Consider the following 14,451-nt stretch of genomic DNA (forward strand, 5'->3'; position numbering starts at 1 on the left):
TCGACAGACAGCGGGACCACACCGGGGGATGCATTGGACCTCGACAGGTACACGAGAAGAATAGTCGTCACCGGCGGGGCCGGTTTCATCGGTTCCAACCTCCTGCTGTACTTGGTGGCGAAGTGTCCGGACTACCTGTTTATCAACGTTGACTGCCTGACGTACGCGGCGAACCTGGGCAATCTGGCCTCCATCGAGAATCTCCCCAATTACCGCTTCGAGAGAATCGATATCCGCGACTATCCCCGGATTCAGGACTGCTTTGAGCGGTATCGAGTCGACAGCCTGATCCACCTGGCCGCCGAGTCACACGTTGATCGGTCCATCATCGGGCCGGCGCCGTTTATTGACACGAACATAGTGGGGACGTTCAACCTGCTCGAGGCGGCCCGTCGCCGTCTCGGCCAGACGGGCAGTTTCCGTTTTCACCACGTTTCCACCGATGAGGTTTTCGGCTCACTGGGTCCTGAGGGTTACTTTTCGGAACAGAGCGCGTACGGCCCGAACTCCCCGTATTCGGCGTCGAAAGCGGCCGCCGACCACCTCGTGCGGGCATATCACCGGACGTACGGTCTTGATACGGTCACGACGAATTGTTCGAACAACTACGGGCCTTTCCAGTTTCCGGAGAAACTGATTCCGCTCATGATTCGTAATGCCGGGGCCGGCCAGCCGCTGCCGGTGTACGGCGATGGCGAGCACGTCCGTGACTGGCTGTACGTGGTCGATCATTGCGAGGCGCTTGACCTGGTGTTTCACCGCGGTGAGACGGGTCAGACCTACACGATCGGCGGGCAGTGTGAAATCCGGAACATCGACATGGTTCGCAGGATCTGCCGCATACTTGACGAGAAACTCGGCGGCGGCCCCCGGGAGGATCTCATAACCCTGGTCAAAGACCGTCCGGGCCATGACCGCCGCTATGCGATCGATCCTTCACGGGTGCAGCGCGAACTGGGCTGGACGGCCCGTGTCGGGCTTGACGAGGGCCTGCGCCGGACGGTTCAGTGGTACGTTGATAATGCCGACTGGCTGCAACGGTGTGTCAGCGGCGAATACCGCAAGTACTATGACATGATGTATTCAGATCGCTGAGGACGTCGATGGCGGGTGCGATAAAGAAGGGAATCATTCTGGCCGGCGGCAGCGGCACGCGGCTGTATCCCGTGACGCAGGTTGCCTGCAAGCAACTGATGCCGATCTACGACAAGCCCATGGTTTTCTATCCGCTCTCCACCCTGATGCTTTTCGGCATAACCGAGATTCTCGTCATTTCGACACCGGCCGACATCAGGCGCTTTGAAAACCTGCTTGGCGACGGCAGCCGCCTCGGCCTGAGGATTTCCTACGCTGTGCAACCGGAGCCGGCGGGGATAGCCCAGGCGTTCCTTATCGGCGAGGAATTCATCGGCCGCGATCCGGTGGCGCTGATCCTCGGTGACAACATATTCTATGGGGTTTACGATTTCCTGCGCCAGGCACGTGACTTCTCGGAAGGTGCGATGGTATTCGGTTACTACGTGAAAGATCCGGAACGTTACGGGGTGATCGGGTTTGACGAGCAGGGTCGGGCTGTTTCGATTGAGGAGAAACCCGTCCGGCCGAAATCGAACTATGCCGTTACGGGCCTGTACCTTTACGACTCCGAGGTAGTGTCAATTGCCAGAGGCCTGCGGCCGTCATCGCGCGGTGAGTTGGAGATCACCGACGTCAACCGGGCCTACCTGCAGCGGGGCAGGTTAAAGGTCGTCAGGCTGGGGCGCGGTATTGCGTGGCTTGACACCGGCACCCACGAGAGCATGCTCGAGGCCGGCAACTTCATCGCGACGATCGAAAAACGGCAGGGGCAGAAGATCGCCTGTACCGAGGAAATCGCCTATCGCATGGGCTACATTGACCGCACGCATATGATGAAAATCATCAACGACATGGCCGACAACAGCTACCGCGGCTACCTGCTGGGGGTGATCAAAGAAGTCGATGGCGACGGCTGGTAAACTGCTCGTCACGGGCAGCAAGGGGCAACTGGGGCGCGATCTCGTGCGGCTGTTGTCTCCTGCCGGCGAAGTGATCGGAGTTGATCTGGGCGACGTGGATGTTTGTGACAGGGGAGGGATTATCAGCCTGGTCGAGTCCGTACGACCGGACGTTGTCCTTCATGCCGCGGCCTGCACCGACGTGGACGCCTGTGAAACGAACCGCGACCTGGCCTTTGCAGTCAACCAGGAAGGGACGCGTAACGTGGCCCTGGCCTGCCGGGAGACCGGCGCCGAACTGGTCTACTACTCGACGGACTACGTCTTCGACGGCGAGAAGGGCAGCCCGTACACCGAGGACGATACTCCCAATCCGCTCAACGTTTACGGTCGCAGCAAGCTGGCCGGGGAAGAGGCCGTTCGCGAAACCCTTGATCGTTTTGCCATTCTCCGCGTGGCCTGGATGTACGGCCGGTATGGGAAGAACTTCGTCAAGACGATGCTTGAACTCGGCGGGCGGCAGCGGACAACAGCGGAACGCGGCGGCGAGCCAGAGCCACTCAGGGTCGTCGACGATCAGATGGGCAACCCGACGTGGACGGAAGAGGTTGTGCGTCAGACACGGGAGGTAGTCAGGCATCGGCTGACCGGGATTTTCCATGCGACGGCCGAGGGGGAAGTGTCCTGGTATCAACTTGCGGTGGACGTATTTTCGCTGTTGCGGCAACCGGTGCAGGTAATTCCGTCTACTACGGCGGAGTACCCTCGTCCGGCGGTGCGTCCAAAGCGCTCCTCGCTGGAGAACGCTCGCCTGAAGGCTGCCGGGTTGAACGTGATGCGCCACTACCGGATTGCGCTGGAGGAATTCGTCGGCCGCTACGGCCGGGAGCTATGGTCATGAAGTGTGATATCGACGGCGTTATTATTCGAAAGCTGACGTTGCACCACGACGGGCGAGGCTGGCTGACGGAACTTTTCCGCCGCGACGAGCTCGATCCGGAGGTATTTCCCGCCATGGGATACGTGTCCATGACCAGACCGGGGGTGGCCCGGGGTCCGCACGAGCATACCGACCAGGCGGACCTGTTCTGCTTTATCGGGCCCTCGACCTTTCGCCTCTACCTGTGGGATAACCGGCCGGGCTCACCGAGTTTCGGGGACAGGTTCTGTATCGATATCGGACAGGACAATCCTGCCGCCGTTGTCGTGCCTGCGGGGGTGGTCCATGCCTACAAGAATATCGGGGAGGCGGACGGCCTGGTTTACAATGCGCCGAACAGGCTGTATGGCGGCGCCGGCGGAGGCGAGCCGGTCGATGAGATCAGACACGAAGATGATCCGATGACGTCGTTCAAGCTGGACGACTGATCCGGAGGGCGTATCCGTAACCGGGGGCTGATTTTGGTTGATAATCGGCGGCCTTGAGGTTAGGTTGGTCACTCAGCCGGCGGCCCGGTACGCCCCGGAGCGGCCGCGCTTTCCGGCAGCCCACGGAATTGTATGGACGACGCATATACGAAGACAGAGTGCTTTATCAACGCCCGCTTTCTGACGCAGCCGACCACGGGCGTGCAGCGGGTGGGTATGGAACTGGTCAAGGCTCTCGATGAGATTCTGGACGGTGACGAGGAAGTTTCGCGGCGGTTCGCCTTTACGATGCTCGCGCCGAAGAACGTCCGCCACCGAACCGAGTTCAAGCACATCCCGCTGCGGTGCGTGGGGACGTTTAGCGGCCATCTCTGGGAGCAACTCGAACTTCCATGGTACACGCGCAACCGAATGCTCATTAACCTGTGTAACGTCGCTCCCCTGGTGAAGCGCAACCAGGCGGTGACGATTCATGACGCCATCGTCTTTGCCGTACCGGGGACCTGTTCAGTAGCGTTCCGGACGTGGTACCGGCTGCTGATCCCGCGACTGGCCAGGTTCAGCCGGGTGCTGGTGACGGACTCGGAGTTCTCCCGGAGGGAGCTGGCCGGGTACACGCACGTTTCAGCAGACAGGTTCGAGATTATCTCGTTGGGCAGGGAGCATATAGGAGCCGTGGAAGCCGACGAAACGATTCTGGAGGCAATCCCGAATTCGGACAGACCGTTCCTTCTTGCCGTCAGCAGCCTGAGCCCGCACAAGAATTTTCGGTCGCTCGTGCGCGCCGTCGAACTGCTGGAAGATCAGCAGTTCAGCATTGTGATCGCCGGTGGCACGAACCGGCGGGTTTTCAGCCGCGAACGTCTTGCCATGCCGGCATCGGCCGTTTCCCTGGGTTACGTGTCGGACGGCGCCCTGCGCGCGCTGTACGAGCACGCCGCCGGGTTTGTGTATCCGTCCGTGTACGAGGGTTTTGGCCTGCCGCCCGTCGAGGCAATGGCCTGCGGCTGTCCGGTAATAGTCTCGTCAATCCCTCCTTTGAGGGAGGTCTGTGGTGATGCCGCACTATACTGCGATCCTCATGATCCGCGGGATATCGCGGCCAGGATGACCGAGTTGATGAGCGACAGCCGGCTGCGCGAGCGGCTTATAGAGAAGGGTTACGAGCGGGCCGGCAGGTACAGTTGGCGGCAGGCAGCCGTGCGGTACCTGAACGTGCTGTCTCGGGCCATGGGATGCCCGGCACACGGAGCCGTGAGCGTAAAGGGATAGAGCGACTTTCCGGTCGACCGGGTCGGTCGCATCGGACGAACCGTTTACCGTAGAGATGAGCAATGCAGGGACGCGCTTCATTTGACACCGGCGACAACTCGCCTCGCCACGGCGCCGACTCCCGTGCCGTGTCTGAGATGGGTAAGGTAAGGCCGGGTTCGGTCGGTGGCACGGCCCTGGTTCTTCTCACGTGCGACCCCGGTGACGGCCTGGCTGCCTGGCTGACATCGCTCGGCTCACAGACCATCAAGCCGGACCGGCTCCTGCTGATAGACTCGTCGTCGGATGACGGCACGGTTGGGAAAGCGCGGGCCGCGGGCTTTGAGGTTGTGATCATTGCCCGGGAGGATTTCAGCCACGGAGGGACGCGACAGGCGGCGGTCGAAATGATTCCTGACGCCGACGTGATCATCTTCCTGACCCAGGATGCCGTGCTGGTGCATCCGAAGTCACTGGAGCTGTTAATCGAGCGATTTGCCGATCCGAAGGTCGGCGCCGCGTACGGCCGCCAGTTGCCCCGCCCGGGAGCGGGCCCCATTGAAGCCCATGCGCGCCTGTTCAACTACCCGAGCCGAAGCGCCGTCCGGGATGCACAAGACATTCCTCGGCTGGGGATAAAGACGTCGTTCATATCCAACTCGTTTGCCGCCTGGCGCCGAGCCGCCCTCCTGGAGGTCAAGGGATTCCCTTCGCATACAATCCAGAACGAAGATACGTATGTCGCCTCCAAAATGATCCTGGGCGGTTGGAAAGTAGCCTACGTGGCCGAGGCCACGGTCTACCATTCTCACCGACACGGATACCGGGAAGAGTTCAGGCGGTATTTCGACATCGGTGTATTTCATGCGCGAGATCCCTGGATCCGCAGGGCGTTCGGCAACGCCGAGGGTGAAGGCTTCCGCTATGTCAGGTCGGAGTTGAAATACGTCGGGAAACGCAGGAGATGGGCGATTGCGCCGGCGCTCCTGCGCACCGGCCTGAAGCTGGCAGGCTACAAGCTGGGCAATTTCGAGGCGTACCTTCCCGGGTGGGCTAAGGGGTATCTGAGCAAGAACGAGCAGTACTGGCGGAAAGGGGCTCGGCGTGGGTAGCTGCGTGATTTTCGGCGGCGCCGGATTCGTCGGCACACACCTGACAAAGCGTTTCCTTGAGACGGGCAGGTTCTCGCGGATTCACATTGCCGATATAGCGCCCACTGACCTCGACACCCTGCCGGGAGTGACTTCCTCGAGGACTGACGTCCGTGAGCCTATCCCGCGCGATCTGGTACCGGATTCGCCCGCCTGGATATTCAACCTTGCGGCCGTTCACAGGGAGCCCGGGCACGAGGACTACGAATACTTCGAAACCAATCTTGCCGGGGCCAGAAACGTCTGTGCGTACGCCGAGGCGCTGAGCTGCCGAAACATCTACTTCACCAGCAGTATCTCGGTCTACGGGCCGACTTCGCGGCCGACGACCGAGGACTCGCCCATCCGTCCGGTGACACCATACGGTGCCTCCAAGTATCCCGCGGAACTGATCCACGAGGTGTGGAGAGGATCCCGGCCGGGGCAGCGTTTGCTTATTTCGCGCCCGGGCGTCTTGTACGGTCCGGGTGATCCGGGCAACATTATGCGGATGATCCGGGCGATCAAGAAAGGGTATTTTGCCTTTCCCGGCTCCAGTAAGATTTTCAAGTCGTACGGGTACATCTACGGCTTTGTGGACAGCGTTGAATTCATGATGGATCAGTCAGTTGACCTCATACGGTACAACTACGTCGAGTTTCCGACCCAGAGTCTGGGTGGCCTGGTGCGCGCCGTCAAGGATCATTGCCGCGCCCGGGCGGTGGTGTTTTCCATCCCGCTGTGGGTTCTGCTGCCCGTTTCGAAACTCGTTCAGCGCCTGTTCGGGTTCCGTAATCCCATTCACCCCGTGCGAGTGAAGAAAGCTGCCACACCCACGCACATTGTCCCGCAGGTGCTTCGCGACATGGGCTTTGCATTTCGTTATGCGTTTGCCGAATCTCTGAAACACTGGCAGACGGTGGCGGGCGAGGATTTCGGGTTGGGAACGGATGCAACCAGGCCGGTCGGACGACTGCGCTTCCTGACCAGATCGGGTCGGGCCGGGGCGGCGGCCGAACCGAACAAACCGGTCGAGCCGGCGCGGCTGTCCGACCCGCAGGAGAAATCGACGCCGGCCGAATGACAGCGTGATCGGGGGCGTGTCAGGCCGGCCCTGCAAGCTGGCACTGACGGTTTCTTGTTGACTTGTGAGTTCCCCCACAAATACATTTGGGCTGCTAAACAAAAGCCGTGATATTCTCTGAGGATTGCAATCTGCGCAAGTGAAACACCTCTGGCCGGCTGCAGCGTGAGCCTGCGGCCAAACCGGCTGGGTGCGGCGTTGGCGCGGGTTTGACAGCACAAGGAAGCGCACGTAGTGACATTGGCCGGTCCAGAAACAGCCCCGAGTCGCAGTTATTCACGTGTACGGGGCGTTCCACCCGGCTGCCGGCGCTCGGGGCGCTCGCCCCGGCCGTCTCAGGGACCACGGATCTGCCGTCCGCCGGTCCCGCGAAGCTCCTCTTTTCGTTCGCCCGGATTGTCCGGGACGGTGTTACCCCCATCATTTAGAAAAGCTCATCCGCAATGGGGATAGTCGCGCAGCTCAAAGGGGAACTCAAGGATGAGAAGAAGAAGCGCCTGCTCGAGAACTACTTCTCGCTGTCGTTGCTTCAGGGGGTCAACTATCTTCTCCCGCTTGTAACGCTGCCTTATCTGGTTCGCGTCCTCGGGGCGGAGAAGTACGGGCTGGTCATGTTCGCCAACGCCTTTATACAGTATTTTGTGATTCTCACCGACTTCGGGTTCAATATCTCCGCAACCCGGGAGATTGCCGTCCACCGGGAAGATCAGCAGAAAATCTCGGAGATTTTCTGTAGCGTGATCATCCTGAAAACCTGCTTTCTGGTGGTGGCGCTCGGCCTGATGTCGCTTTTCGTGTTTTCATTCGCCAAGTTTCGGGGTGACTGGCTGCTGTACGTTCTGACGTTCGGGATAGTCCTCGGCCAGACGTATTTTCCGGTCTGGTTCTTCCAGGGTATGGAGAAGATGAAGTTCATCACGCTGCTCAACATCACGGCCCGGTTGATCTTCACGATCTCGATATTCCTCCTGGTCAGGAGCCGTGACGACTACGTTCTGGTGCCGCTGCTGAACTCGGCCGGCCTGGTGGTCGCGGCGGTGCTGGGTCTGTGGATAGCCGTGCGACACTTCCACGTATCGGCCATGATTCCACGGCTGTCGGTTCTTATCGGATACGTGCGGCAGAGTTTCCAGTTTTTCCTCTCGCGGGTGTCCGTGTCCATATACACGGTCTCCAACACGTTCGTCCTGGGGTTGTTTACGAGCACTCAGACGGTGGCGTATTACGCCGCCGCCGCGCAGTTGTACAAGGCGGTGCAGAACCTGTTCCTGCCCCTGAGCACTGCCCTGTATCCGTTTATATCCAAGGAGCGCAATGTGCGCCTGTACCGGAAGATCTTCGGTGTCGCGCTCGGCGCGGTGGTGTGTATCAGCGTCCTGGCGTTTTCGTTCAGCGGACCCATAACCGGGTTCATATTCGGAAGCGGTTTCGAAGAGACGTCGGGACTGCTGAAGCTGTTCTCGCTGCTGATAATTATCGTGGTGGCCTCGATTCTGATCGGGTACCCGTTTCTGGCGGCACTGGGGCATGCGCGGTACGCGAATTTCAGCGTGGTCGTCGGTTCGATCGTGCACCTGCTTCTCCTGGCGGCGATCATCCCAGTGATCAACGCCTACCTGGTGGTGGTGGTCACTATCGTCACGGAATCTATCGTCCTGGCCGTGCGAGTATACGGCGTGAGAAAACAAAGGCTGTGGAATCTGGCATGAGAGCGGTTATTCTGGCTGCGGGTAAAGGGTCGAGGTTCAGGTCGGGCGTTCCCAAGGTGCTGCTCGAGCTGCCCGACGGTGAGAACATTCTCTCGCGCCAGGTGCGCCTGCTGCGAGCCGCCGGACTCAGCGATATCGTCGTGGTGGTCGGTTACCGGAAGGAACTGATCGAAGCGCACGTGGCCGACGTCGAGTTTGTGGAGAACGCCGACTATGCGACCACCAACACGGCGCGCAGCCTGCTGCTGGCGGTGGAGGGTGCGGACGACGACGTCCTGTGGGCGAACGGCGATCTTGTTTACGATGAAGAAGTGATCCTGAACGCAGTGGCCGCGACGGGAAACGGCGTCGTGGTGAACCGGGCCGTGTGCGGACATGAAGAGGTGAAGTACAGATTAAACGGTCAGGGTAACATTACCGCTATCGCCAAGGACGTCGAGAATTCCGCCGGCGAGGCGCTCGGGATCAACGTCGTAAAGAACGAATCGCTCGGCAGTCTTGCTGAAGCGTTGCGCGCGTGCGGGGATATGGATTATTTTGAGAGAGCGATGGAGATGATGATAGAGCGCGGAGCCGAGTTCAAACCGCTGGACGTTTCCGCGTATCGGTGTATTGAAATCGACTTTGAGCAGGACTGGCAAAAAGCGCTGGAGTTGTTTGCCCGGTAACGGGGTGCCCGGGCGAACAGCGGCGGCGAGCGCGCCCCGTTTCCCGGGCACGATATCGGCGGTTGGAGCCGGGTCGACCGCAACTGCTCTCCTGATGACAGTACCCGGGCCGAGATCGGTACGCCGGATTGGAGGGGGTCAAAGGTGAAGGATACCTCGGCAAAACGGCGGCACCTGCGCACCGCGGTAGTCCTTGCGCTCTGGTCACCCCTTTACCTGCTTGCGAAGCTGGTTCCCAAAGACAAGCGTCTGTGCATTTTCGGTTCGTCGCTGGGTCAGCATTTTGCGGACAACTCGAAGTATCTCTACCTGTACATGAGCAGGCATCTTGACAACGTCAGGTCGGTATTCGTATCGCACAGGAGGGATGTAGTGCGGTTCCTTCGTGACAACGGCCTGACAGCCGAATACCTGTGGTCGCCGCGAGGCATATGGACGGTCCTCAGAGCGCACAGAGCCTTCGTGAGCCATTCCACCGAGGACATCCATCCGGCCCTGCTGGGCGGGGCGGAGGTTATCCAGTTGTGGCACGGGACCCCCTTGCGCAAGATCAGCTATGACAGCAAATGGGTCGATGCCTCCGGACTGAAGTCGCGGCTGCGCAGGTACCTGCTGAAAATCGTGTATGCGCTGTCTCCGTATGCCTATGGAAGCGTCACGTTCAACACGATTGTCATATCGTCGGAGACGGTACGGCCGAGCTACCGCAGTGCGTTCAGAATCAGGGATGACCGCATGCTGCTGTCGGGCCAACCGCGCAACGACTGCCTGGATCCGGAGTATCCGCTGGACGAGAAGCTGTTTCCGGAACTGCCGTATCTGCAACGGCTCAGCACGAAGGCCGAGTTGATTGTCTCCTGGCTCCCGACGCAACGCGCAAACGCACGGTTCAGCATGGTCAATCTGCTCTTCGACTACGGGTTCGATCCGGGTGCGCACGGCCGGTTCCTCGCCGAGCACGGAATGCACCTGGTGATAAAACCGCACTTCCGCGTCGCCCGGGAGTTCGGCGAGCGCCTGAGTGATTGTGCCAACGTAACGGTCTACGATTACGCTGATCCGTATCCGTTGTTGAGAGTAACGGACGTACTCGTCACCGATTACTCGAGCGTATACTTCGACTACCTGTTGCTGGACAGGCCGATCATTTTCGCGCCTTTTGACTGCCGTGATTACGTGAAGCTCAGCGCTTCGTTTTATTATCCCTATAACGATGTTACGCCCGGACCCAAATGCCGCGACTGGCCAGAGGTTATGAGGGAACTGGGCGATGTTGCGGCACGAAGGGCGCAGGGAGAGGCGGACCCGTTCCGGCAGGGGCGGATTGCGGTCCGCGACATGTTCAACCGTCACCGGCGTGATTTCTCGCGCCGCATCGTGGAGCAGTTGTTTGGAGAATCACCGTCCGGTGAGTAGGGCCGCCGTATGAAGCGTCACGCGGCCGCACAGGCCGCGTTGAAGGAGTTGACCGTGCGTTCCGGGGCCGTGGAGTGACAGAAGTGAAGAGAATCCTCATGCTGACATACGAGTTTCCGCCCATTCGCGGAGGCATCGGCAGGTATGCCGCCCGCCTGGCCCGTGCGGCCGTGGAAATCGGCCATGACGTTACGGTTGTTGCCCCGCAGCCGGCGGAGGATCTTGCAGCGCAGGATCGGCACACGTACCCGTTTGGGGTCATTCGGTACCCGGGTCGTGTTTACACGGTGATACATCTGTTAAGCCTGCTGCGGCGAACGAGGCGATGGAGCCTGACGACCGGGCACGACCTCATCCACGCCGTTGACTGGCCGCACATAATGGCCCTGGCCTTCATCAACAGGTTTCGGCGTATTCCCTTTGCGGCCACCGTGTACGGGACGGAGATCCTGAGCGTACCACACTCGCGCCAGGCCAGATTGCTTGCGGTGCGTAACCTTCTCGAGAAGCCCGACCGCGTATTTGCCATCAGCTCGTTTGTCAGATCGCTTCTGTGCGAGCGCTATCCGGGCATAGCCGCCGAGAGCGTGGCTGTTACTCCACTGGGCGTGAGCGAGGACATGTTCGAACCGCCCGCCTGTCAGGATGACATCCGCAAGATCTACTCGATTCCCGAGGACCACCGTATACTGTTGACGGTGGCTCGTCTGGACGAGCGGAAAGGACACCGTACGATTTTTGGGGCGCTCGCCCGACTGCCGGAAGGGCTGAAGCGTGGTATCACTTACCTGGTGGTAGGCACGGGTGAAAACCACCGGTACGAGACAGAACTGAATCAGCTTGCGGCCGGTTGCGGCGTACACGTCGTGTTTACCGGCTCCGTATCGGACGAGCGGTTGCGCTCACTCTATGCCCAATCAGCCGTCTTCTGCATGCCCGGTGAGCGGCACCCCACCAGGATTGAAGGTTTTGGCCTGGCTTATCTGGAAGCTGCGGCTCACGGGCTGCCATCGGTGGCCAGCCGTATCGGGGGCGTTCCGGAGGTGGTGTTGCACGATGAGACCGGCCTTCTGGTAGAGCCGGGAGACCAGCCGGCGGTGGCGGACGCACTGGCTCGACTCTTCACCAACGATCAGCTTTGCCGGACACTGGGCCGCAAGGCGCGGGAGTACGCCGGAACATTCACCTGGACGCGGTGTGCCGAAAAAACGTACGGTCGGTAACAGGGCATGAAAATCCTGCTTGTCAACTCGCTGTATCATCCCAACGTCGTCGGCGGCGCTGAACGCTCGGTTCAGATCCTGGCCGAGGGCCTTCGCGAAAGGGAGGTCGAACCGGTGGTCGTGTCCACGGCGGCCGAGACGACTCAGGGCGCGGTCAACGGCGTCAGAGTGTATTACCTCAAAGTCCCGAACCTGTACTGGATGCGCACGGCCAAGGAACAACCGGGCTACAAGAAGCCGTTCTGGCACCTAATCGATTCATACAATCCACTTGCCGTGTCAGTCCTCGGCGAGGTATTTGACCGCGAAGAACCGCAGGTGGTTCATACCAATAACCTTGCGGGCATTTCAGCAGCCGCCTGGAAGGAGGCCGGCCGTAGAAATATTCCCATCGTGCACACGATACGGGATCACTACCTACTGTGTCCTCGCGGTCTGATGTACAAGCACGGCCGGATCTGCCGGCGGCAATGCCTCGACTGCAGGCTCCTGTCGGTGCCGAGAAGGCGGCTGTCTCGCTCGGTGAGTGCGGCCGTGGGCGTCAGCAGATTTATCCTGGAGAAACATCTGTCCTTTGGCTACTTTGAAAACGCGAGAATCAGGACGCACATCTACAGTTCAATGAGCGCCTGCGGGTCGGTGGAGAAGAAGCCCCCTCGGCCGGGCGTCATCAGGTTCGGCTACGTCGGCCAGCTTGCGCCGGCCAAGGGCATCGAGTACCTGCTGGAGCGAATGGCCGGGATGACCGCACCGGGCGTGGAGCTTCACGTGTTCGGAAGGGGCTTTACCGATGCATACGAGCGATACCTGATGGCTCGCTATGGCGCCGAAAACGTGACCTTTATGGGGTATCGCAGGCCGGAGGAGATATACGGCGCAGTGGACGTTGGCATTATACCATCGCTGTGCGACGACGCGTTTCCGAGAATCCTAATTGAGGCGTATGCGTGCGGTGTGCCGGTCATTGCGACCGGCAGGGGAGGGGCACCTGAAATGGTCGAGGAAGGAACAACCGGCTTCGTTTTTGATCCCGGCAAACCCGGGGATCTGGAGAAACAGATGAATCGATTCGTGACCGACCGCGGACTGGCGTCGCGCATGTCGGTTCACTGTCGCGCTGCGGCGGCCGAGTTCCGGACCGACAAGACGGTCGACCGATACCTGGAAATCTACAGACGAGTGATCGGATGAAGAGACTGACGGAAGCGATTCTGTACGCCTGGTTTCTGATCGTAGCCTGCGAGGCGCCGTTGCGTCTCCTGTGCGTGAGGGCCGGTGTCCCGTCGTTCATTTACGTGAAGGACGTGCTTCTGGTAGGCCTGTTCGTCTACTTCATCATATATACCACCTCCGTGGCGCGAATAAATAAAGTCGTGCTGACTCTATTCGCACTGGGGCTTTACGGGCTTGTCGTAGGTTTGATTAACGGGCTTGACCCGCTCCAGGTGTTGTTCGGTCTGAAGATTCTCCTCACCCTGTTCGTGGGCTTTCTGGCCGTGTACGTTCTGGGCCTGGAAACGGGCTTTTTTGTCAGGCTCTTCCGTGTCTTTGTGCCCATCGTTCTGGCCGGAATCGTTCTTGACCTGCTCTTTAAGCTGCCCTGGACGGGACTGGAATACGAAGCTTTCGGAGTGTCGATTGAAGCCTCGCGGCGCTGGTGGGTCTTTGGTATGTCGAGGCTGGGCGGCTTCGGGAGAGCCTCTTTTGAGACGGCCATAATGCTTTTTGCTTTATGTGCCCTGTATCTGACCACGACCTGCAACGGACCGGTCACGTACGGGACTCGTGCGAGAGTATACGATGTAGTCCTGCTGATTCTCTCGTTTGCAGGCATTGTCCTGACCACCGCCAAGACGTCGATTCTCGCGTTCGTCATCCTGTTTGTCTTCTACGTGCTGGCCAGGATCCGTACCGGCCGCCGGACCGCAGGCCGGGCTCTTGCGAACGTCGGGGTGAAGGTGCTGATGGTGATGATATTCCTCTACGGGCTGATCCCGCCGGTGCTGGCGCTGGAGTCGCCGACGTCCCTGGTGAACCTTCTGCACACGGACAGCGGCATCCTTTCAAGGCTGGCCGCCTCCTATGTGCTCAGGATGGAGGAAATGTGGCCGCGGGCGTTCCAGTTGCTTTCGGAGCCCTATATGGTTGTCACGGGGCGTGGGCTGGGCGGTATCGGCATGCCCCAGAAATACTTCGAACCGGGCCTGGCAAACGCGGCCGACAACGTGTGGGTTTACCTTGTAGTCGATTTCGGAATTATCGTACTCGGCCTGCTGGTAGCTTATCTGTTGCACAAGATCCTGTTCCTGCGCCTGAGCGGCGGCAGCAACCTGTACTTCTTCGCCTTCTGCATGTCACTGTTCGCATACGGAGCCACTCTCAATGTAATCGAATCTCCCACCCTGATGATGACGCTGGGATTCCTTCTGGCCTTCTGGAAGCGACCGGACATGCGAGTGCACGCGTATGCCCTCACCGGAAGATAGGGGCTGCAGGGATTGGTCGCGTCTTCCGAGGGGGTAATTGTCTTGTCACACGGGACTTTTTTCCTGAGCCGGGCGGAAATCATTTCCCCTGTGCGGTGGAACGGTTACGGCGGACCCATGGACGCGTTCGGTAACGTGCC

13 protein-coding genes are annotated in these 14,451 nt (G+C 59.9%); all 13 read left to right on the forward strand.

Translation table 11 applies throughout. From position 1 onward, the window contains the following. Window positions 1–33 precede the first annotated feature (33 nt). The 13 genes from rfbB to VMY05_04750 all read left to right on the forward strand — a co-directional run bounded on the left by rfbB (window position 34) and on the right by VMY05_04750 (window position 14,311). A complete protein-coding gene (gene rfbB / locus VMY05_04690; protein ID HUV30375.1) occupies window positions 34–1,095 on the forward strand; it encodes a dTDP-glucose 4,6-dehydratase in 1,062 nt (353 codons plus the stop codon). 8 nt (window positions 1,096–1,103) lie between these two features. Then, window positions 1,104–1,997 (forward strand): glucose-1-phosphate thymidylyltransferase RfbA, encoded by an 894-nt coding sequence (gene rfbA, locus VMY05_04695; protein ID HUV30376.1) that lies wholly within the window; start codon window positions 1,104–1,106, stop codon window positions 1,995–1,997. After that, complete coding sequence (gene rfbD, locus VMY05_04700; protein HUV30377.1) at window positions 1,981–2,877, forward strand: dTDP-4-dehydrorhamnose reductase; 897 nt, start codon at window positions 1,981–1,983, stop codon at window positions 2,875–2,877. Before rfbA ends, rfbD begins: the two co-directional genes overlap by 17 nt. Continuing rightward, window positions 2,874–3,344, forward strand: a complete 471-nt coding sequence (locus VMY05_04705) for a dTDP-4-dehydrorhamnose 3,5-epimerase family protein (GenBank protein ID HUV30378.1) — start codon at window positions 2,874–2,876, stop codon at window positions 3,342–3,344. The genes rfbD and VMY05_04705 overlap by 4 nt, the downstream gene beginning before the upstream one ends. A 132-nt stretch (window positions 3,345–3,476) precedes the next feature. After that, on the forward strand, window positions 3,477–4,616 hold the full coding sequence (locus VMY05_04710) for a glycosyltransferase family 1 protein (protein ID HUV30379.1): 1,140 nt from the start codon (window positions 3,477–3,479) through the stop codon (window positions 4,614–4,616). Window positions 4,617–4,678: 62 nt separating this feature from the next. Then, the gene (locus VMY05_04715; GenBank protein HUV30380.1) at window positions 4,679–5,707 is read left to right on the forward strand and encodes a glycosyltransferase family 2 protein; all 1,029 of its coding nucleotides are present in this window, start codon (window positions 4,679–4,681) and stop codon (window positions 5,705–5,707) included. Beyond that, window positions 5,700–6,809, forward strand: a complete 1,110-nt coding sequence (locus VMY05_04720; GenBank protein HUV30381.1) for an NAD(P)-dependent oxidoreductase — start codon at window positions 5,700–5,702, stop codon at window positions 6,807–6,809. The genes VMY05_04715 and VMY05_04720 overlap by 8 nt, the downstream gene beginning before the upstream one ends. A gap of 443 nt (window positions 6,810–7,252) precedes the next feature. Further along, the gene (locus VMY05_04725) at window positions 7,253–8,518 is read left to right on the forward strand and encodes a flippase (GenBank protein ID HUV30382.1); all 1,266 of its coding nucleotides are present in this window, start codon (window positions 7,253–7,255) and stop codon (window positions 8,516–8,518) included. After that, entirely contained in the window at window positions 8,515–9,186 is a 672-nt protein-coding gene (locus tag VMY05_04730; protein HUV30383.1) for a phosphocholine cytidylyltransferase family protein, read from the forward strand. The genes VMY05_04725 and VMY05_04730 overlap by 4 nt, the downstream gene beginning before the upstream one ends. A gap of 144 nt (window positions 9,187–9,330) precedes the next feature. Further along, window positions 9,331–10,602, forward strand: a complete 1,272-nt coding sequence (locus VMY05_04735; GenBank protein HUV30384.1) for a CDP-glycerol glycerophosphotransferase family protein — start codon at window positions 9,331–9,333, stop codon at window positions 10,600–10,602. An 83-nt stretch (window positions 10,603–10,685) separates the two neighbouring features. Further along, window positions 10,686–11,825 carry a glycosyltransferase family 4 protein gene (locus VMY05_04740; protein HUV30385.1) on the forward strand — a complete coding sequence of 380 codons (1,140 nt, stop codon included), beginning with the start codon at window positions 10,686–10,688 and terminating at the stop codon, window positions 11,823–11,825. A gap of 6 nt (window positions 11,826–11,831) precedes the next feature. Further along, entirely contained in the window at window positions 11,832–13,016 is a 1,185-nt protein-coding gene (locus VMY05_04745) for a glycosyltransferase family 4 protein (protein ID HUV30386.1), read from the forward strand. Then, a complete protein-coding gene (locus VMY05_04750) occupies window positions 13,013–14,311 on the forward strand; it encodes a hypothetical protein (protein HUV30387.1) in 1,299 nt (432 codons plus the stop codon). Before VMY05_04745 ends, VMY05_04750 begins: the two co-directional genes overlap by 4 nt. The last annotated feature ends 140 nt before the right edge of the window (window positions 14,312–14,451 follow it).

It is taken from the genome of Acidobacteriota bacterium (assembly GCA_035529075.1).
In the GTDB taxonomy this organism is placed as follows: Bacteria; Zixibacteria; MSB-5A5; order GN15; family FEB-12; genus DATKXK01.

Bases quoted from the DNA above. Each gene is read 5' to 3' on its own strand.
- rfbA (HUV30376.1), top strand. From the start codon at position 1,104: ATGGCGGGTGCGATAAAGAAGGGAATCATTCTGGCCGGCGGCAGCGGC.
- rfbD (HUV30377.1), top strand. From the start codon at position 1,981: ATGGCGACGGCTGGTAAACTGCTCGTCACGGGCAGCAAGGGGCAACTG.
- VMY05_04705 (HUV30378.1), top strand. From the start codon at position 2,874: ATGAAGTGTGATATCGACGGCGTTATTATTCGAAAGCTGACGTTGCAC.
- VMY05_04710 (HUV30379.1), top strand. From the start codon at position 3,477: ATGGACGACGCATATACGAAGACAGAGTGCTTTATCAACGCCCGCTTT.
- VMY05_04715 (HUV30380.1), top strand. From the start codon at position 4,679: ATGCAGGGACGCGCTTCATTTGACACCGGCGACAACTCGCCTCGCCAC.
- VMY05_04725 (HUV30382.1), top strand. From the start codon at position 7,253: ATGGGGATAGTCGCGCAGCTCAAAGGGGAACTCAAGGATGAGAAGAAG.
- VMY05_04730 (HUV30383.1), top strand. From the start codon at position 8,515: ATGAGAGCGGTTATTCTGGCTGCGGGTAAAGGGTCGAGGTTCAGGTCG.
- VMY05_04745 (HUV30386.1), top strand. From the start codon at position 11,832: ATGAAAATCCTGCTTGTCAACTCGCTGTATCATCCCAACGTCGTCGGC.
- VMY05_04750 (HUV30387.1), top strand. From the start codon at position 13,013: ATGAAGAGACTGACGGAAGCGATTCTGTACGCCTGGTTTCTGATCGTA.